Genomic DNA, 19,997 nt, shown 5'->3' with positions numbered 1-19,997 from the left:
GTGGATTCTTACCAATCGTCAATCTTTCGTTAAGGAGGTGATCCAGCCGCAGGTTCCCCTACGGCTACCTTGTTACGACTTCACCCCAGTCATCGGCCACACCGTGGTAACCGCCCTCTTTGCAGTTAGGCTAGCTACTTCTGGTGCAACAAACTCCCATGGTGTGACGGGCGGTGTGTACAAGGCCCGGGAACGTATTCACCGCGGCATTCTGATCCGCGATTACTAGCGATTCCGACTTCATGGAGTCGAGTTGCAGACTCCAATCCGGACTACGATCGGCTTTTTGAGATTAGCATCCTATCGCTAGGTAGCAACCCTTTGTACCGACCATTGTAGCACGTGTGTAGCCCTGGCCGTAAGGGCCATGATGACTTGACGTCGTCCCCGCCTTCCTCCAGTTTGTCACTGGCAGTATCCTTAAAGTTCCCGACATTACTCGCTGGCAAATAAGGAAAAGGGTTGCGCTCGTTGCGGGACTTAACCCAACATCTCACGACACGAGCTGACGACAGCCATGCAGCACCTGTATGTAAGTTCCCGAAGGCACCAATCCATCTCTGGAAAGTTCTTACTATGTCAAGGCCAGGTAAGGTTCTTCGCGTTGCATCGAATTAAACCACATGCTCCACCGCTTGTGCGGGCCCCCGTCAATTCATTTGAGTTTTAGTCTTGCGACCGTACTCCCCAGGCGGTCTACTTATCGCGTTAGCTGCGCCACTAAAGCCTCAAAGGCCCCAACGGCTAGTAGACATCGTTTACGGCATGGACTACCAGGGTATCTAATCCTGTTTGCTCCCCATGCTTTCGCACCTCAGCGTCAGTGTTAGGCCAGATGGCTGCCTTCGCCATCGGTATTCCTCCAGATCTCTACGCATTTCACCGCTACACCTGGAATTCTACCATCCTCTCCCACACTCTAGCTAACCAGTATCGAATGCAATTCCCAAGTTAAGCTCGGGGATTTCACATTTGACTTAATTAGCCGCCTACGCGCGCTTTACGCCCAGTAAATCCGATTAACGCTTGCACCCTCTGTATTACCGCGGCTGCTGGCACAGAGTTAGCCGGTGCTTATTCTGCGAGTAACGTCCACTATCTGAAGGTATTAACTTCAGTAGCCTCCTCCTCGCTTAAAGTGCTTTACAACCATAAGGCCTTCTTCACACACGCGGCATGGCTGGATCAGGCTTGCGCCCATTGTCCAATATTCCCCACTGCTGCCTCCCGTAGGAGTCTGGGCCGTGTCTCAGTCCCAGTGTGGCGGATCATCCTCTCAGACCCGCTACAGATCGTCGCCTTGGTAGGCCTTTACCCCACCAACTAGCTAATCCGACTTAGGCTCATCTATTAGCGCAAGGTCCGAAGATCCCCTGCTTTCTCCCGTAGGACGTATGCGGTATTAGCATTCCTTTCGAAATGTTGTCCCCCACTAATAGGCAGATTCCTAAGCATTACTCACCCGTCCGCCGCTAAGATCAGTAGCAAGCTACCTCTCTCCGCTCGACTTGCATGTGTTAAGCCTGCCGCCAGCGTTCAATCTGAGCCATGATCAAACTCTTCAGTTAAAATCATTTTGTACCTTATTTAAAGACAAGGTACCAATTCTGGCTCATCAATTACTGACTTAAATTTCGCTCAAATAAACTTCGAGTAATTTAAACCAATCAATCAATGAAAATTATTTCGATTAATCAACCAGTAAAAATCCACACAAGTTGTTCTTCAATTCTCTTAATGATCTTCTTCCTGGTTCGTCACCAGCAAGCTAGGTCGGCTATATTACTCTTAATCTCTTAAAAGTCAACAGGTAATTTCGATATTTTTAAAACTTATCTTCAAAACCAACTTCTCATCAAATTCATCACTTAAAGCAATCAACTTAATCACAAGTAACTGTTTTTCAACAAGTTTCTATCTGCATCACCGCCGATGGATGTGCATTATAGACCATTAAAAACCCTTTGCAAGGGGTATTTCAGCCTTTTTCACTTGAGTGCCGTTTTTTTCTACTATTTTGCGAAAAAAGTGATATATATGGCTTTTTTTTAGGCATTTTCAATACCTTTTATTAATTTTTATATTTAAAAACTTGGTCTATCTTAAATTTTCTATGTCTTCAATAGAGCTTATAGACATATATAGTCACTTGATTCCAAAGATTCCAAAGATTCCAAAGATTCCAAAGATTCCAAAGATTCCAAAGATTCCAAAGATTCCAAAGATTCCAAAGATTCCAAAGATTCCAAAGATTCCAAAGATTCCAAAGATTCCAAAGATTCCAAAGATTCCAAAGATTCCAAAGAAATAATAGAGTAAATACTCTACTCCACTTTATATTTCTTCTTATTTTTTAACCTACTTCTTTTATTATTAATTATATCTAGATGGTTCCACGTGGAACGCTTAATTACTTTGGTAACTCTAAAATAAAAAAAGCAGGATTACTCCTGCTTTTACCACTATATAACTTTCTTATTAATCAGTGAAAATTACACGTGCAATTGCTTTTTTACCCGATTGAATAATAAAGCTGCCATTTTCTTTTACAGAGAAGCTTGCATCAACCGCATTCCAGTCAACTTTAACTGCGCCACGAGCTACTGCATCTTTAGCCGAAGCTGCATTCGGATTTAGGCCTGCTACACGTAGAATAGTAGCAATAAAGATTTCTCCACCAAATTCACCACGTGAAATAGTTACTTCCGGTGTATCTTCAGGTACTTCACCTTCTGTAATACGGTTACCCGCACTCTTATGGGCATTAGCAGCAGCTTCTGCATCATGGAAGCGTTCAACGAGCTCAAGTGCAAGAATACGTTTTACTTCTTGTGGATTACGACCAGCAGCAATTTCATCTAATAAAGCTTTGATCTCATCAAGAGATTTGAAACTTAATAAATCGAAATAGCGTTCGATTAAAGAGTCTGGCATTGATAAAACTTTTTGGTACATTGCCCCTGGTGTATCAAATACACCAATATAGTTACCTAAAGATTTAGACATTTTATTTACGCCATCTAGACCTTCTAGAATCGGCACAGTGATACACACTTGAGATTCTTGGCCATAACGACTTTGTAAAGTACGGCCCATAAGTAAGTTAAAGGTCTGGTCTGTACCGCCTAACTCAACGTCAGCTTCAAGCGCAATTGAGTCATAGCCTTGAACTAAGGGATATAAAAACTCATGAATTGCAATCGGCTGATGGTTGCTATAACGCTTTGTAAAGTCATCACGCTCTAACATGCGAGATACGGTTTGCTGGCTTGCTAACTGAATAAGGTCAGCAGCAGACTTTTGATTAAACCATTCTGAGTTAAAACGTACTTTTGTTTTATTTGGGTCTAATATTTTGAAAACTTGTTCTTGATAAGTTTTAGCGTTAGCTTCTACCTGTTCACGTGACAACGGCGGACGAGTTGCGCTTTTACCAGTTGGGTCACCGATCATCGCTGTATAGTCACCGATCAAGAAGGTAACTTCATGGCCCAAATCTTGGAAAGTTTTTAGTTTGTTAATAAGAACCGTATGGCCTAAATGTAAATCTGGTGCTGTAGGGTCAAAACCAGCTTTAATTTTAAGAGGGCGATTCTCTTTAAGCTTTTTCAGTAAATCTTCTTCTGAAATAATTTCGTGCGTGCCTCGTTGGATGAGGGCAAGCTGTTCTTCGGCGGGCAAGAAATTTGACATCACAAAACCTAAACACATCAGTTATTCAATTTGTGCGATATACTAACATTTTTTCAGCGTCTTGCAGGGGAAGTTGCATATGAGCGCAATCTATATCGGCGTAATGACTGGCACTAGTATGGATGGTGTGGATATTGTTGCGGCTTCATTTGAGCCACTACAGCTTCATGCCACACTTACAGTTCCATTCGAACCCGAGTTACGTGATGAGCTTATGGCATTAACTTTACCCGATGACAATGAAATTGACCGCATGGGTAAAGCTGATGTTGCTCTAGCCAAAATGATTGGTGATGGGATTAATACTCTCATTGAAAAGCACCAATTAGACCGTAGTCAGATAAAAGCAATTGGTTCGCATGGACAAACTATTCGTCATCGTCCAGAACATGGCTTTACGCTACAAATTGGTGATCCAAATATTATTACTGAAATTACTCAAATTCCGGTCGTTTCAGATTTTCGTCGTAGAGATATGGCAGCGGGGGGCCAAGGCGCACCATTAGTTCCAGCTTTCCATCAAGCATTATTTCAACATCCAAGTATTCATCGTGTGATTCTGAATTTAGGTGGGATTGCCAATGTGAGTATGCTGCCTGCCAATAACAGTGACGGCGTATTTGGTTTTGATACAGGTCCTGCAAATATTTTGATGGATGCATGGTGCCATCGCCATACAGGCCATCCATATGATGAAAATGGCGACTGGGCTGCTTATGGGCACCCTATTCGCTCTTTACTCGACCGCCTTTATGCTCATGAGTATTTTTCTAAAGAACCGCCTAAGAGCACAGGACGTGAAGACTTTAATATTGACTGGTTGGATGACCAGTTAATCGATTGGCGAAATGATTTAACTTATGATGAGTTAGAAGATACACCTGAAAACATCCAAGCAACCTTATTAAAACTTACTGTGCGTGCTATTCAAAAAGCGATTTATCGCTCTGAAATGGAAACAGGCGAAGTATATGTTTGTGGTGGCGGTGCTTATAATTCTTATTTATTAGAACAATTACGCTGGCGTCTTCGTAAGCACAATTGGTCTGTTCAACCTACAGATGTTTTGGGACTTTCCCCTACTTGGGTCGAGGCTACAGCATTTGCATGGTTAGCAATGCGTTTTGTAGATGGTTTAAGTGGTAATTTACCAGCGGTAACAGGTGCTTCGGATTTCAGAATTCTAGGTACGATCACGGCGGTATAAAGCTATTTATCGATTTGATTGGTCAGATTCGACCTCATAGCACATTTACTGACCCGAAATGCTGTTATTTAAATGAGCATAAAAACTCATGATAAATGCCAACAAAAATAATTTAAGGCATGTTTTCATGGATCTGACCAAACGTATTCATCAATATACACGTGGGGCTTGGACATTCGATGTAATTGATTCAGGCCCTATAGATGGTCCAATCGTTGTTTTATTACATGGTTTTCCAGAAACTGCCCATAGTTGGGAGCAAACCTCTGAGTTATTGCATCGGCATCAATTTAGAACGCTTGCGATTCATCAACGCGGTTATAGTTTAAATGCTAGGCCTCAAAGCCGATTTCAATATTCACTAAGTGAACTTGTAGAAGATGTGGCCAGTTTAATTAAGCAGTTGGGTCAGCCAGTTTATTTAATTGGGCATGACTGGGGTTCGGCAATCGCTTCGGGCGTTGCGATGAAGTATCCACAATATATTCAACATCTCACCTTAGTTTCTGTCCCCCATCAAGCCGCTTTTTTAAAAGCTTGTTTAAGCAGTAGACAACTTTTTAAATCTTATTATTTTGCAATTTTTCAGCTACCGATTCTGCCCGAACTTTTATTTAAAAAGTTGCCTATATTGGGCCGTACACTTCTTAAATGATCTGGCATGACCAAGCAGCAAATTGAAATATTCGAGGCTGAGTTTATAAAGGAAAATAGATTAACTACGGCGTTGAATTGGTATCGTGGCTTTTTTTGGGACAAATCTCAAAACCCATTTAAAGCCATAGACGTCCCCACTCTTTTTATTTGGGGTAAACATGATATTGCCGTTACAGAAAAAAGTGCCGAGCTAAACTCACGTTATTTTAAAAATAGTTATGACGCAGTTTTTATGGATGCGTCGCATTGGATTCCCTATCAAAATGCACCTGAACTCGTGCAATGTTTTTTAGAATCTGTCCGTGAAAAATAATAATTTGATCAATAAAAAACCTCTCGTCATGGAGAGGTTTTTTAAATTTTAAAATTCTGTTAAATCGAGAATGAAGAACCACAACCACATGTTGTTGTTGCATTCGGGTTTTGTACGATAAAACGCGAACCTTCAAGACCTTCTACATAGTCAACTACTGAACCAATGAGGTATTGGTAGCTTAATGAGTCAACTAGCATTTTCACATCGCCATTTACGAATTCTGCATCATCTTCATTTACGCTTTCAGCAAAATTGAAGCCATACGAAAACCCTGAACACCCGCCTCCCGTTACATATACACGTAACATGAGATCGTCATTCCCTTCACTATCACGGAGTTGGCGTACCTTATTGGCAGCATTATCTGTCAAAACTAGAGCTTGGGCATTCATGATGATTGTTCCTCGGATTTTGCTGTGCCTTTCAAAATAAAAAAGACCTATATTGAGTATAGCATAATCAATATAGGGTCTGTCTTCGAAGTTTAAAGCGAATCTTGAGTATTTTTATCAAGATTATTTGTAATTCTCGTCTTGTAAGCCACATTCGAAGTTTTTCGCATCTTGCTTACAACGGAATTGCCATAATAGTTTCATCATGCGTTTATCATATACACCGCGTTGTGTAAGGTTAATTCGAGACTCACGCATGAGCTTTTGGTAGCCTGGTTTATCGGCAGCCGGAACCTCCATCCAGTATTTTTGTGGAATATCCGCTTTCATTTTACCCAAGATTGTAAAAGCACGTGGTAGCTGACCTGAAACCCACTCTCTAGATTTCTGGCCAAAACCAGCAGGGAACTTGTCAGGGCGGATAATAATATTACCTGTGACCTGTAAGATCGGATAGTTCACAATTGCACCTTTAGTCCCTAAACCTTTTTGTAGTTCCAAAGGTTTAAATGCTGCTGCTGGCGCACCAATAATATCAACTTGATGGTTATTAAATTTCGCACCGAAATTTGTTACGTCAGCACTCACAGCCTGTGCCCCAACCTGCTGAACCATAATTTTTTGTGCTTCATCATAGTCAAGAACAGCAATTTTCTTACCTGCAGCTTTCGCTACTGTATTGATGCTGCGATCATTTACCAAAAGATAAGCATCACCAACCGGGATAACACCAACAACCTCATAGCGTCCATTAACCATATATTTACTAAAAGTCGGACTTGCTAAACCTTGCATCACTTTTACAGCAAGCTTGAGGTCAGGAATGGCCCCTATTGCGTCTAATGAACCAGTAAATGAGTTAAATTGGCGACCACGCATCCCTGATACACTGATACCATCACACTTACCCGCTTTAAAATCTTCAGCAATTACGGCTTCATTCTGGTTTACTTTAAGTTCGATATCAGCGCCCCAGTTTTTAGCGGCAAGTTGATAATCCTTCATCAGTGCATAGACATCGCCATTTTTACCAACAAAGTCAAAAACACATACTGTTTGTTTAGCCTGAGCTGCAAAAGAAACTATGGTAAGTCCCATCGCAAGTAATAGCGTTTTGGAAAATTGCATATTCTTTTTCCTTTCCTTGTGGAGTTTTTGTTTTTCGATACCAAGAAATTTCACACCAATAAGGTATGAATCGGATAGGCCTCATATAAAAATCATGTTGGAATATTTGTATAGACCCTCTTTGCTTTTATGATTTTATTTCCATGAAAAATAGATAGCGATTGATCTATCTATTAGCAATTATTTTAATCACTCAAGTCCTTGATCCATTTTTATACCTTCATGCTTCCTTATGAAGTTTTTATCTAAATTTAGCTTAACGTCTTTCTAACCAACAACAATGGCAGAATTGACAGGACATAGAAAACAAAAAGCCTAGAACTCAGTCTAGGCTTTCTGAAAAAAATTAGGATTATTCACCAGGCATTGAACATTCAAAGTTAGCCTTGTCTACAGAACAACGTGCTTTTTTCAATACAGACATCATTCCTGCATCGTAAACACCGCGTTTAGTTAAGTCCATACGGCCATCACGCAACATTTTTTGATACTTAAGTTTGTCTTCAGCACTTAAATTCATTTTGTATTTGCCAGGAATTTGCGCTTCTAAACGGTTGATCATTGCAAAGCTCTTCGGTAACTGTTTAACAAACCAGTCACGAGATTTTTGACCAAAACCAGCTGGGAATTTATCAGAACGTAATACTAGATCTGCTGTAACGTGTAATACAGGGAAGTTCCACATTACACCGTTTGCGCCTAAACCTTTATTTAATTCTAATGGTTTGTAAGCATAAGCAGGCGCACCTACCATATCTACCTGACCATTGTTAAATTTCGCAGCAAAGTTTGAGATATCAGAAAGAACTGCTTGAGCACCTACACGCTGCACCATAATTTTTTGTGCATCGTCATAACCCAATACAGCGAATTTTTTACCTGCAGCTTTTTCAACAGAGTTAATGTTTTTGTCACGTACGAAGATGAATGCTGAACCTAGCGGAGAAATACCAGCAACTTCGTATTTTTTACCACCCATATTTGTGGTCATTTTTGCTGCATTACGCGCATCTAATACATAAGTAATTGCACGTTGAGCGATTTGGTTGTTTGGAACACCACCGAGTGAGTCGATAGATCCTGCAAATTTATTATATTGGCGTGCACGCATTGCTGTCATTGCTACAGCATCACATTTACCCGCTTTAAAATCATTATCAGCAACAGCCTCGTCCTGACGAGGAACTAAGTTAATTTCAGTACCCCAGCCTTTTGCAGCAAGAGCCCATTCTTCCATCATTTTATATGAGTCGCCAGCTTTTCCTAAGAGGTCGAATACACATACGGTACTCGCTGCTTGCGCTGAAGCAGAAAAACCAACAACAGAAGCGGCAGCCATAGCAAGTACGATTTTTTTCATTTTCTTCATCCTTCCACGGAACAGATTTTTTGTTTGAAGTTTCCTTTCAAACACAGATATTAATCATGTTTTTTAGAAAAAAATAGAGCTTTTACTCAAATATTTTTATCTCATTGAACCATTGTTTGTTCAACTTAAATTATTTATTAAGGGCAAAAATGAATAAGTTTCCATAAGTTACTTTTTATATTCACAATTTTCATACCCATATTCAGGTTTGAAATATATGTAGCGTTTTTGTGTTTAAAAAATAAACTACTCCCCATTGAGCGTACATTCAAAATTTGTCCGTTCAACTGTACAGCGAGCACGCTTAAGCACACTCATCATAGTTGCATCATATACACCTTGTTTTGTTAAGCTGAGGCGGCCTTCGCGTAAAATTTTTTGATACTTGGTTTTATCTTCTGCTGAAAAATTCATTTTTATTTTTGAGGGGACGCCCATTTCTAGCCGTTTTATCATGGCAAAATTCTGAGGTAATTGTTGTATAAACCAAGCACGTGACTTTATACCGAAATCTGTGGGGAACTTATCACTTCGAGCAACTAAATCTCCCGTAACGTTAACTACGGGAAAAGTAAACATTGCCCCTTTCACTCCAACGCCTTTACCAATCTCTAAAGGTTTATAAGCATAAGCTGGCGCAGCAATTGCATCGACTTGTCCACTATTAAACTTTTTCACAAAATCGGTAATTTCTGAAGGAATAGGCTGGGCACCTACACTTTCCACCATAATTTTCTGCGCTGCGTCATATTGCAAAATAGCAAACTTAGTTCCACGTACTTTTTCAATTGAGTTGAGGTTTTTATCCTTCACAAATAAATAAGCTAATCCAATCTGGACAATGCCAACAACTTCGTAATTGGTTCCATTTTGTGCTGTCACCATGCGATGTTTATTACGTTTATCTAAAACATAACTGATTGCTTTTTGGGCAATTGCATTACTGGTTACCCCACCAATCGCATCAATTGAACCTGCAAATTTATTGTAATTTCGCGCCCGCATGGAGGTCATATATGCGGCATCACATTTACCTTCACGTAATCTACGGTCAACCAAACCTTCATCTTGAAATGGAATTAAAGTGATATCTGCTTGCCACTCTTTCGCCGCAAGCGCCCACTCTTCCATCATTTTATAGGATTCACCTGACTTTCCTAATAAATCAAACACACAGACATTTTGTCCCGCATATGCTGTTCCCATAGCACAGCAAAATACTGCACTAATTATCCCCAATCTTTTTTTCATTTGACTTTCCTTAGTCTAGTTTTATTAGTAGCTCATTAATCAACCAAACTTTAAACTGTTTTTATTTTAGCCACATTTTTTTTAAATATGTTCTATCTTGTTCAATATTTTGGAAATTTCGGATGAATAGCGAAATTTAGGCTATCTTGATACATGCAATTATTAACAGCTGCTCACTAAAATCCGGAATGTTTTGTTTTCATCGGCAGTTCTCTTTAAAATACAGCATCCCTAACTCACCTCGATACAATAAGATGATTCAATTTGACCAAGTTTCTTTACGCCGCGGTGGACGTGTTCTATTTCAAAAAGCGTCTATGCAATTACACCCAGGTTGGAAGATTGGTCTAACTGGGGTAAATGGTGCAGGTAAATCGACCTTATTTGCTGCATTACTTGGCAGTTTAGGGGCCGATGAAGGTTCACTTACTCGTCCGACAGGCTGGACCGTGGCGCATATGGCGCAAGAAGTAAAAGCCCTAGATATGCCTGCAATTGATTTTGTTCTTTCAGGTGATGAAGAGTTTTGGGATATTCAAAATAAGCTTGCTCAACCCGATCAACTGACTGATTTTGAACTGGCTAAATTGCATGGCCGCTTTGATGAAATTCATGGTTATTCAGCTCCATCTAAAGCTGCTCAGCTCATGGCGGGCCTTGGTTTTCTAGAAAATCAGTTACGTTTAAACGTTGAGAGTTTCTCAGGTGGATGGCGTATGCGTTTAAATTTGGCGCGTACATTGATGAGTCGTTCAGATTTACTATTACTAGACGAACCAACCAACCACTTAGACTTGGATGCAATTTTGTGGTTAGAAGATTGGCTTAAAGCCTATGAAGGTACTCTCATCTTAATTTCGCATGACCGTGACTTTTTAGATGCGATTACAGATCATATTCTTCACATCGAAAATCAAGAACTCACGCTTTACACCGGAAACTACTCTACATTTGAAACCACACGTAGTGAACGTCTTGCCCAGCAGCAACAAGCTTTTGAGAAGCAGCAAGAAACACGTGCTCATCTACAAAAGTTTATTGACCGTTTTAAAGCAAAAGCGACTAAAGCTCGTCAGGCACAAAGTCGTATTAAACAACTTGAACGCATGCAGCAACTTGCACCCGCTCACATTGATACGCCGTTTACTTTTAGTTTCCGTGAACCGACCAAAATGAGCTCTCCTTTGCTGACTTTAGACAATGCCAGCATTGGTTATGGTGATAAGCAAATAGCTGCAAAAATCAGATTACAAATTACACCAAACTCACGTATTGGTTTGCTTGGGATGAACGGCGCAGGTAAGTCAACACTAATTAAAAGTTTGGTTGGTGATTTACCACTCTTGGCAGGCGAACGTAAAGCTTCCGAGCTGCTTAACATTGGTTACTTTGCACAGCACCAAATGGATGCTTTAGATGGCAATGCTAGTCCAATGCTACAGCTTGCCCGTATAGCAGATAAACAAATTAGTGAAGCCACCCTACGTTCATTCTTAGGTAGTTTTGGCTTTAGTGGTGAACGCATGGATACGCCATGTGAAAGCTTTTCTGGTGGAGAACGCGCTCGTTTAGCCCTAGCACTCATTGTATGGCAGCGTCCAAATGTTTTAATTCTCGATGAACCGACCAACCATTTAGATCTTGATATGCGTCATGCGCTGAGCATGGCATTACAAGATTTCGAAGGAGCTGTCGTTCTGGTTTCCCATGAACGCCAACTCATTGCAAGCGTTTGTGACGAGCTTCTTTTAGTACACGGCGGTAAATGTACTGAATTCGAAGGTGATTTACAGGATTATGCTAAATGGCTACGTGAAGCACGCCAGCAACAAATTAATGCTCAGACTGCTATAGCACAGACTCACTCATCTTCTGCCGCTCCTGTGCCTGCTAAAGTTGATAAAGAAGCGCAGCGTAAAGAAGCGGCTCGTCGTCGTGAACAGACTCGACCTATTCGTAAAAATATTGAAAAAGTTGAGTCTCAAATTGAAAAGCTACAACCGCAGCTTGCCAAAATTGAAGAATCCTTGGCAGATACTTCTTTATATGACTCGGCACGTAAGGATGATTTGCTCAAACTTATGAATGAACAGACAGAGCTAAAAGCTAAACTTGAACAATATGAAGAGCAGCTATTAGAACTCATGATGGAATTGGAAGAGATGGAAGCTTCTTTTGATTAATCTATTTTCTAAAATAAAAAGCCGATTTCTTAATCGGCTTTTTATTGATTAGTAAGGCGTATAAAAAGCCCCTAATTCATTTAAATTGGTATTGATCGGTAAAGGCCAAACATTGCTTGATAGACTGTCAGCGATATATAAATCATAACCACCTCGACTTCCTGTTTGTCCTGCAAGAGACACTACCATGTAACGCTGATCTAAAGGAGCTGGGTCGGAAGTATCATAATTAGTGCTGTTAAATGGCAAACGTGTGGTTTGTTTATTCGCCATATCATAAATATAGACCTGATCATGAGCATTTGTTGGACTGTACCAGCGTACATATAAGAAGCGACTTCCTTGCCACCATATTGGATAATATGAAGCGATATTGGTCAGCTGTGTATCATAGGCACCCGACTGATCAATACTGAAAATTCGAGAATTATTTCCAGCACCTTTCGCATATAAGATTTGAGTAGTATTCACCATTGGGTAAGGCATCGACTCTTCTATATCCCAACCATTTTGCGTGACAGAAGTCATCGTCCGATCAGTCATTTTGACGATTTTTAAATCGCCATTTTGTTTAAAAATAATACGTTGATTATCTATAAATTTAGGATCTTCATCGCGCTCATTATTACCCTGAGTTAAGTTAATAGGTAACTCAGTGCTTCCGACTTTCCAAACATACACATCCCATGCATCGCCATAATGCTGCCCAGAGTTCACTCCCATGAAAGTTAACCATTTTCCATCTGGAGAGAAATGGCCATTCATCATATGGTCAATTTTCCAATTTGCACCCAGTAATGTAGTCTGCTGTGTTGTGAAGTTATACAAATAAAGCTTACTGTCCCATGCGTCATAATCACTATAACGATGAAATACTAATTTTCCGTAAAAGGTGGGGGTTATCGCAGCATGCAGTTGAAATAAACAATTAAAAAAAATGATCCCAATGCATAAGAGTATGTAAGTTTTTTTCAAAATTATATTCTCTTGATATAAATAAAAATTACCACTTAAATGGCAGTTTAAAAGTTCAGTTCTTATCAAAAAAAAGGCTTTGTCTTAAATAAAACAAAGCCTTTTTTTTAATCATCATAAACAATTATCTAAATTTTTTATGATTTTCATTTCGTATTGTGACTAAATTGATTGCTTCAGTTTTGGCTTGATCTAATTGTCCTTGCTCAACCAAAGCAGTTACTTTATCAATCTCGGCAACAAGCTGATCTAAACCGGCTTGATACTCTTTTACCTGTACATTTTCTGAAGGCAAACCTTCGAGTTTATGCGGTAAATATTGCTTAGAAGAAACAGCTGCTTCACGCATTACAACAAGCTGTTGTTTCGCGTTATCAGTATCTTTTGCTTCAGCAAATGCTTTAGTACTCTTAGCTAAAGTTTTCATATTCGTTTCTAGGTCTGCCGCCGAAACAGCAGAACTTCCTAAAATCGCACATGAAATTAACAGACTAGCTAATAATTTCTGACTCATCATTCTCTCCCTAGACTGATTTAGAATCATGTTATGAATTAAGCATCAATATCCGCATTTAAAGCATTCTCTTCGATGAATGCACGACGTGGTTCAACATCATCACCCATTAAACAAGAGAACATACGATCTGCTTCAATCGCATCATCAATGGTCACCTGCAACATATTACGGTTTTCAGGATCCATTGTTGTTTCCCACAGCTGTTCAGCATTCATCTCTCCAAGACCTTTATAGCGTTGGATCATCATACCGCGGCGAGAATCTTGTAAAATATGTTGCCAAACTTGATGGAAGTTGGCCACTTGAATACGGCGATCACCTTTTTGTAAATAAGCGCCATCTTCAAGTAAAGTGAACCAACTCTTCGAGTTTTTCAACAACCGTGCATATTCAGCCGAATTCAATAAAGCTGCATCAAGCAAGTACGCATGTGGCAGGTTATGTACATACACCGTAATACGTGGCCAGTAATGTGCAGATTTTTCACCCTGAGCATTTTCACGCTCAAATGCCTCTAATGAAATCTCCGGACGTAAGCTTGGTTGTAATCTGGTAATGATATCGCGTACCTGATCAGCCCATTGTTGTACATAAGCTTCATCGTGGTTTTGATCGCTCTTGAATGCTTCTACTTCAAGTAAAGCATCCAGTAAGCTAGCTGGATAACGTAAAGTTAAGCGCTGTAAGCTCTTTTGTGAAACTTGATAGTCCTGAATCACTTTCGCAAGTGCTTCACCTGTAATTGCAGGAGCTTCAGCATTGGTATGCAAAGATAGCTCATCAATCGCATTTGAGATGAGATACGTTTCTAATGCATCATTATCTTTGATGTATTGTTCTTGTTTACCTTTCTTCAATTTATACAAAGGTGGCTGAGCAATATAAATGTGTCCACGCTCAACCAATTCCGGCATTTGACGGAAGAAGAAGGTTAACAACAAGGTACGGATGTGTGAACCATCGACGTCAGCATCGGTCATGATAATGATTTTATGATAACGAAGCTTATCAGGATTATATTCTTCACGACCAATACCACAGCCAAGTGCAGTGATTAAAGTACCCACTTCCTGACTTGAAATCATTTTGTCAAAGCGTGCACGTTCAACGTTCAGGATTTTCCCTTTCAACGGTAAAATAGCCTGCATCTTACGGTTACGGCCTTGCTTAGCACTACCACCCGCAGAGTCACCCTCGACTAGATATAATTCTGAAAGTGCTGGGTCTTTTTCCTGACAATCTGCCAATTTACCTGGTAAACCAGCAATATCAAGTGCACTCTTACGACGCGTCATTTCACGAGCTTTACGCGCAGCATCACGTGCACGTGCAGCATCAATAATTTTACCGGCAATCGATTTTGCAGCTTGTGGATTTTCAAGTAAGTAAGCAGAGAACTCTTTGTTCATTGCTTGCTCAACCGCTGGTTTTACTTCACTCGATACCAGTTTCTCTTTCGTTTGAGATGAGAATTTCGGATCAGGTACTTTGACCGAAATAATCGCCGTTAAACCTTCACGAGCATCATCACCTGTCACATTGACTTTTTCTTTCTTGAGAATATTTTCATTTTCAAGATATTGGTTAAGACCACGTGTTAAAGCCGCACGGAAACCAGCTAAATGCGTACCACCATCTTTTTGAGGAATATTGTTGGTAAAGCAACGCACATTTTCTTGATAACTTTCGTTCCACTGCAATGCAACTTCTACACCAATACCATTTTCGGTATCTGCAGTGAAATGGAAAATCTCGTTTAGATGAGTTTTGCCTTCGTTAATGTATTTTACAAACTCAGATAAACCACCTTCGTAGTCATATACATGCTCAAGGTTAATACGTTCATCACGTAAAACAATGCGCACGCCCGCGTTTAAAAATGAAAGCTCTCGTAAACGACGCGCTAAAATTTCAACGTTAAAAATGGTTTGACTAAAAGTTAGTTCACTTGGCCAAAAACGTACAGTTGTACCACTCTTATCCGTTTCACCAATCACACGTAATGGATATTGCGGATCACCGTGGTGATATTCTTGTTCGTGCACTTGACCAGCGCGATTAATAATTAAATGCAATTTACTTGAAAGCGCATTTACAACCGAAACACCTACGCCGTGCAAACCACCTGAAACTTTATAGCTGTTGTCGTCAAACTTACCGCCTGCGTGCAAGATCGTAAGAATTACTTCTGCTGCAGAAACCCCTTCTTCAGGGTGAATATCGGTTGGAATACCACGACCATTATCGGAAACACTTACCGATTCATCTTCGTGAATCGTGACAATAATTTCATCACAATGTCCCGCTAAAGCTTCATCGATTGCATTATCGACAACCTCGAATACCATATGGTGTAAACCGGTACCGTCGTCTGTATCCCCAATATACATCCCCGGACGTTTACGAACTGCATCTAATCCACGTAATACTTTAATACTAGAGGAATCATAAGCCTTTTCATTGGTTTGTTCTGTTTGAGAGGCTGATTGAGACTCTGAACTCATGGTTTCTCCCTAGCAAATATAGGTTTATTCAAAGATGGGTAACATCAAAAAATTATGGTGAAGCAAGACTAACTTGACCGGATTCAACATTGAATAATTGATATGAAATAGACAGATCATGTAAGTGTTTTTTTACCGATGCATGATCTAAAGTTGTCATAAAAACCTGGCTACCAAGTTGGCTTAATCGTTCAATTAAACGTTGTTGTGCGGTTAAGTCTAATTCTGCTGTCAGATCATCTAATAATACCACAGTTTCCTTATTACTCGCATGCAACATTGCAATTTGTGACAGTTTTAAGGCAATAATCAGCAGTTTTTTCTGACCTCTTGATAAAACAACGTCAGCATGTCCAAATGGGGTTTTCAAGCGCAAATCTGCACGATGTGGACCATATTCGGTATAGCGTCTTTCGATGTCTTTTTGATGTTGATTCAGCAAGTCTTGCATAAGTCCCTGCTCTGTATGAAAACCCGGACTATATTCCAGTTCAATCTCCAGATCAGGTAGTAATTGACTTAAATCATTTTGAAAAAAGACATTCCATTGTTCCACAATACTTAAACGTTGAGAGTGTAAAATTTCCCCATAATCGCTCAACATTTTGTTCCACGGCTCTAAATCCGCTAAAGAAATATTCCGTCTAGTTTTAAGTAAGGTATTACGCTGTTTTAATGCACGAGAATAATATTGCCAAGCAAAATAAAACTCAGGTTCCACGTGGAACATCAGCCAATCTAAAAGCTGACGGCGAGGTTTTGCCCCATGATCAATAATATCTGTACTTTGTGGATCAATATGTTGCAAAGGCAGCAGTTTCGCGAGTTGCCCTTGTGTAGCCACCGTATCGCCATTGACCTTCATCAACTGCTCACCAGAGGCTAACTTTTGCATGCCAATTTTTTCAGTTGCGGACTGGGCGAAGACAATCGCATCTTCGGCAGAATATTGAATATAATTTTTGGGTATATGGGTACGGAATGACCGCCCTGTTGCAAGCAAATGGATTGCTTCCAGAATTGAAGTTTTTCCTGAACCGTTAGCGCCATAAAATACATTAAACGGTTGCAACCCTTGGAGTGCAACCGTTTTTAAATTACGCACACGTTCAATATTTAAACGCGTAAGATGCATATGAATCAGCCGAATTATACACGCATTGGCATTACGACATACGTCTGGTCAGGATGTGCCGGATCTTGAACCAATACAGACTGGTTTGCTTCAGTCATGCTCATATTTACATCATCACCATCAAGCACACCTAAAACATCTAGCAAATATTGCGCATTAAATGACATTTCAAGCGGTATGTTTTGATACTGAATTGCTAAATCTTCAATCGCTTCATCTTGTTCAGGGTTATTTGCACGTAGCTGTAAAGAATCTTGATTAAAATTCAAGAAAACGCCACGTAACTTCTCATTACTCAAAATTGCGACACGTTGTAATGATTGTTTGAAAACATCATGGCTAATTAACACATGTTTATCGCCACCACGTGGAATTACACGACGATAATCAGGGAATTTTCCATCAATCAATTTCGTCGTAAAACGAACAGTGATATCGCCCTGCTCTTTGTCACGGCTCGGAGTATTAATCGTGACATTTAACAATTCACGACCGATGAGCAATGTTAATTGTTCATCTTCAATACTGAGTAAACGCTGCAATTCACCCACAGCTTTACGAGGCACAATTGCTTGAACCAATTGAGATGATGTAGAAGAAGCAGTGATTTCACAAAGTGCTAAACGGTGACCATCTGTTGTTACTGCACGTAATTGATTTTCATCAATTTCTAATAAAGTACCAGTTAAATAGAAACGCACATCCTGTACAGCCATAGCAAAAGCTGTTTTTTCAAATAAACGCTTTAACTCACGTTGAGTAACCTGTACTTGTGTACCTTGACTATTTTCAGTGGTTAATAACGGGTAATCTTCTGCCGGTAAAGTACCTAATACAAAACGGCTATTACCAGACTTTAAGATACATCTCTGATCTTCTGTAATTTGTAAATCTATCAATGCAGCTGTAGGCAATGATTTACAAATTTCCATCAACTTACGAGCAGGAACAGTTGTTTCACCTGCTTCAATGCATGCCCCTTCTGTTAAAACAGTACTGGCAACCAGCTCGACTTCTAAATCAGAACCAGTAATGGTGAGTGCCTGAGCATTAGTCTGAATTTTGACGTTTGAAAGAATATTCAATGTATGACGACGTTCTACCGCACCGACAACATGCGATAAAACATTGAGTAAGCTTTCTTTAGCGATTTTCAAACGCACGATTCATTCCTCTAGCAACTTGGAGCAAATATTTCATTTTTTAGCTGTGTACTATGCTGCACTTACGTAGACTTTGCAACAACGTCTTATTATTTCATTAACTCTGAAGTAGACGCAGTAGATTTTTATAATCTTCGTCAAAAATCGGATCTTCCTCTCGAAGACTCACAACTTTTTCACAAGCATGCATCACCGTACTATGGTCACGCCCACCAAAAGCCATTCCAATTTCAGGAAAACTATCACCCGTCAATTCACGAGCAAGACCCATTGCTAACTGACGCGGTCGAGCATAAATACGTGTCCGTTTTGGTCCTACCAATTCTTTTAAAGGAATTCGGAAATATTCACTGACCACACGTTGGATATTTTCTACGCTAATTGTACGTGCACGGATTGCCAATACATCTTTTAAAGATTCACGGACAACATCAAGATCGATCGGCGCACCTTTAAATCGAGAAATTGCAACGACTTTATTGAGTGCCCCTTCAAGTTCCCGGACGTTGGCAACTACTTGTTGTGCAATGAATAATGCACAGTTTCGAGGTAAATCAACGCCGCTATTTTCAGCTTTCTTCAATAAAATTTCGATACGAGTTTCAATATCTGGAGGCTCAACACCTACAGAAAGACCCCAAGAAAAGCGAGATACCAAACGAGGATCCAACTCGGTCAATTCTTTCGGGTACCGATCTGAGGTTAAAATAATTTGTTTTGATTCATCAAGTAAGGCATTGAATGTATAGAAAAACTCAACCAGGCTTGCTTCTTTACCTGCTAAGAGATGAATATCATCAACCAATAGTAAGTCTAAAGAACGGCAATTTTTCTTGAACTCTTCCACTTTGCCTTTTTGCAAAGAACTTACAAAATCCTGAACAAAACTCTCCGAGGTCATATACATCACCCGTGCATTAGGCTTGGCTTGTAATAAAGCATTACCAACTGCCTGCATCAAGTGAGTCTTACCTAAGCCTGTCGGACCATATAAGAATAAAGGGTTGTGCTGTGAAGCACCTAATTGTGTTAACACTTTTCTACATGTTTCAGCAGCCATCTGGTTCGAACGGCCTTCAACAAATAAAGAAAAAGTAAATTGAGGATTTAATAGCTTCTTTTTCGGCGTTTTTGGGTTTACTACACTATTAGTAGTAGGTGTATTGGAAATAGCATCAGGTTCTTTTTTTACTTTAATGCTTTGTTGAGGCGCAGTTTGTAAAGCAGCCGTTGTAGTTGCTGGCTGTTCACTCGATGACAAAATACTACCAGGACGAGAATCAACTAAAATCTCAACCTGACGCACACGCCCTTCTGATAACTGTTCGGCCAATATAGAAATTAATTCTAAATGGTTCTCTTGAATGTAACGCGTCCAATAAGGATTAGGTGCATAAAGACGCAGTATACCTTCTACTTCTTCAGCAACTAATGGGCGAATCCACATCGCAAAGACGTTATCAGAGAGCTCTTGTCGCAAGCGAGTTAAGCAGTCTGTCCACAGCAT

13 protein-coding genes, 1 rRNA gene and 1 pseudogene are annotated in these 19,997 nt (G+C 40.0%); 3 read left to right on the top strand and 12 right to left on the bottom strand.

The features are described from left to right. Positions 1–30 precede the first annotated feature (30 nt). Both SOI81_RS00075 and tyrS read right to left on the bottom strand, forming a co-directional pair. A 16S ribosomal RNA gene (locus SOI81_RS00075) occupies positions 31–1,568 on the bottom strand. A gap of 910 nt (positions 1,569–2,478) precedes the next feature. Then, positions 2,479–3,711, bottom strand: coding sequence for a tyrosine--tRNA ligase (tyrS, locus tag SOI81_RS00070; RefSeq protein ID WP_262446713.1), 1,233 nt, complete (start codon positions 3,709–3,711; stop codon positions 2,479–2,481). Between the two features lie 61 nt (positions 3,712–3,772). Here tyrS and anmK point away from each other — a divergent pair, with 61 nt between their 5' ends. Then, a complete protein-coding gene (anmK, locus tag SOI81_RS00065; RefSeq protein ID WP_016142642.1) occupies positions 3,773–4,900 on the top strand; it encodes an anhydro-N-acetylmuramic acid kinase in 1,128 nt (375 codons plus the stop codon). A 127-nt stretch (positions 4,901–5,027) separates the two neighbouring features. Continuing rightward, a pseudogene (locus SOI81_RS00060) lies at positions 5,028–5,870 on the top strand (alpha/beta fold hydrolase). 59 nt (positions 5,871–5,929) lie between these two features. Here SOI81_RS00060 and erpA read toward each other — a convergent pair. The 4 genes from erpA to SOI81_RS00040 form a co-directional block, all read right to left on the bottom strand. Further along, positions 5,930–6,265 carry an iron-sulfur cluster insertion protein ErpA gene (gene erpA, locus SOI81_RS00055; RefSeq protein ID WP_002115421.1) on the bottom strand — a complete coding sequence of 112 codons (336 nt, stop codon included), beginning with the start codon at positions 6,263–6,265 and terminating at the stop codon, positions 5,930–5,932. A 123-nt stretch (positions 6,266–6,388) separates the two neighbouring features. Beyond that, positions 6,389–7,393, bottom strand: coding sequence for a putative solute-binding protein (locus SOI81_RS00050; protein WP_224993784.1), 1,005 nt, complete (start codon positions 7,391–7,393; stop codon positions 6,389–6,391). A 352-nt stretch (positions 7,394–7,745) separates the two neighbouring features. Next, a complete protein-coding gene (locus SOI81_RS00045) occupies positions 7,746–8,753 on the bottom strand; it encodes a putative solute-binding protein (RefSeq protein WP_002115480.1) in 1,008 nt (335 codons plus the stop codon). 255 nt (positions 8,754–9,008) lie between these two features. Next, entirely contained in the window at positions 9,009–10,013 is a 1,005-nt protein-coding gene (locus SOI81_RS00040; protein ID WP_239976427.1) for a putative solute-binding protein, read from the bottom strand. 254 nt (positions 10,014–10,267) lie between these two features. Here SOI81_RS00040 and yheS point away from each other — a divergent pair, with 254 nt between their 5' ends. Next, a complete protein-coding gene (gene yheS / locus SOI81_RS00035) occupies positions 10,268–12,196 on the top strand; it encodes an ATP-binding cassette domain-containing protein (RefSeq protein ID WP_239976426.1) in 1,929 nt (642 codons plus the stop codon). Between the two features lie 48 nt (positions 12,197–12,244). Here yheS and SOI81_RS00030 read toward each other — a convergent pair whose 3' ends face one another. The 6 genes from SOI81_RS00030 to dnaA all read right to left on the bottom strand — a co-directional run bounded on the left by SOI81_RS00030 (position 12,245) and on the right by dnaA (position 19,997). Then, positions 12,245–13,171 (bottom strand): hypothetical protein, encoded by a 927-nt coding sequence (locus SOI81_RS00030; RefSeq protein ID WP_239976425.1) that lies wholly within the window; start codon positions 13,169–13,171, stop codon positions 12,245–12,247. A 124-nt stretch (positions 13,172–13,295) separates the two neighbouring features. Further along, positions 13,296–13,688, bottom strand: coding sequence for a cytochrome b562 (gene cybC, locus SOI81_RS00025; RefSeq protein WP_025470409.1), 393 nt, complete (start codon positions 13,686–13,688; stop codon positions 13,296–13,298). A 35-nt stretch (positions 13,689–13,723) separates the two neighbouring features. Beyond that, entirely contained in the window at positions 13,724–16,192 is a 2,469-nt protein-coding gene (gene gyrB / locus SOI81_RS00020) for a DNA topoisomerase (ATP-hydrolyzing) subunit B (RefSeq protein WP_016142635.1), read from the bottom strand. Positions 16,193–16,244: 52 nt separating this feature from the next. Next, complete coding sequence (gene recF / locus SOI81_RS00015) at positions 16,245–17,327, bottom strand: DNA replication/repair protein RecF (protein ID WP_002115479.1); 1,083 nt, start codon at positions 17,325–17,327, stop codon at positions 16,245–16,247. Between the two features lie 14 nt (positions 17,328–17,341). After that, a complete protein-coding gene (dnaN, locus tag SOI81_RS00010) occupies positions 17,342–18,490 on the bottom strand; it encodes a DNA polymerase III subunit beta (RefSeq protein WP_002115478.1) in 1,149 nt (382 codons plus the stop codon). 97 nt (positions 18,491–18,587) lie between these two features. Then, positions 18,588–19,997 (bottom strand): chromosomal replication initiator protein DnaA, encoded by a 1,410-nt coding sequence (gene dnaA / locus SOI81_RS00005; RefSeq protein ID WP_239976423.1) that lies wholly within the window; start codon positions 19,995–19,997, stop codon positions 18,588–18,590.

Source organism: Acinetobacter pittii, assembly GCF_034067285.1.
Classification (GTDB): domain Bacteria; phylum Pseudomonadota; class Gammaproteobacteria; order Pseudomonadales; family Moraxellaceae; genus Acinetobacter; species Acinetobacter pittii_E.
Note: the sequence above shows the minus strand (reverse complement) of the source record. Positions and strands in the feature narration are given on the sequence as shown.

What these genes read in the sequence shown, in the direction of transcription:
- erpA (WP_002115421.1), bottom strand. Translation starts at nt 6,265, where the DNA reads ATGAATGCCCAAGCTCTAGTTTTGACAGATAATGCTGCCAATAAGGTA.
- SOI81_RS00040 (WP_239976427.1), bottom strand. Translation starts at nt 10,013, where the DNA reads ATGAAAAAAAGATTGGGGATAATTAGTGCAGTATTTTGCTGTGCTATG.
- SOI81_RS00045 (WP_002115480.1), bottom strand. Translation starts at nt 8,753, where the DNA reads ATGAAAAAAATCGTACTTGCTATGGCTGCCGCTTCTGTTGTTGGTTTT.
- cybC (WP_025470409.1), bottom strand. Translation starts at nt 13,688, where the DNA reads ATGATGAGTCAGAAATTATTAGCTAGTCTGTTAATTTCATGTGCGATT.
- SOI81_RS00050 (WP_224993784.1), bottom strand. Translation starts at nt 7,393, where the DNA reads ATGCAATTTTCCAAAACGCTATTACTTGCGATGGGACTTACCATAGTT.
- gyrB (WP_016142635.1), bottom strand. Translation starts at nt 16,192, where the DNA reads ATGAGTTCAGAGTCTCAATCAGCCTCTCAAACAGAACAAACCAATGAA.
- anmK (WP_016142642.1), top strand. Translation starts at nt 3,773, where the DNA reads ATGAGCGCAATCTATATCGGCGTAATGACTGGCACTAGTATGGATGGT.
- yheS (WP_239976426.1), top strand. Translation starts at nt 10,268, where the DNA reads ATGATTCAATTTGACCAAGTTTCTTTACGCCGCGGTGGACGTGTTCTA.
- tyrS (WP_262446713.1), bottom strand. Translation starts at nt 3,711, where the DNA reads ATGTGTTTAGGTTTTGTGATGTCAAATTTCTTGCCCGCCGAAGAACAG.
- dnaA (WP_239976423.1), bottom strand. Translation starts at nt 19,997, where the DNA reads ATGCTGTGGACAGACTGCTTAACTCGCTTGCGACAAGAGCTCTCTGAT.
- recF (WP_002115479.1), bottom strand. Translation starts at nt 17,327, where the DNA reads ATGCATCTTACGCGTTTAAATATTGAACGTGTGCGTAATTTAAAAACG.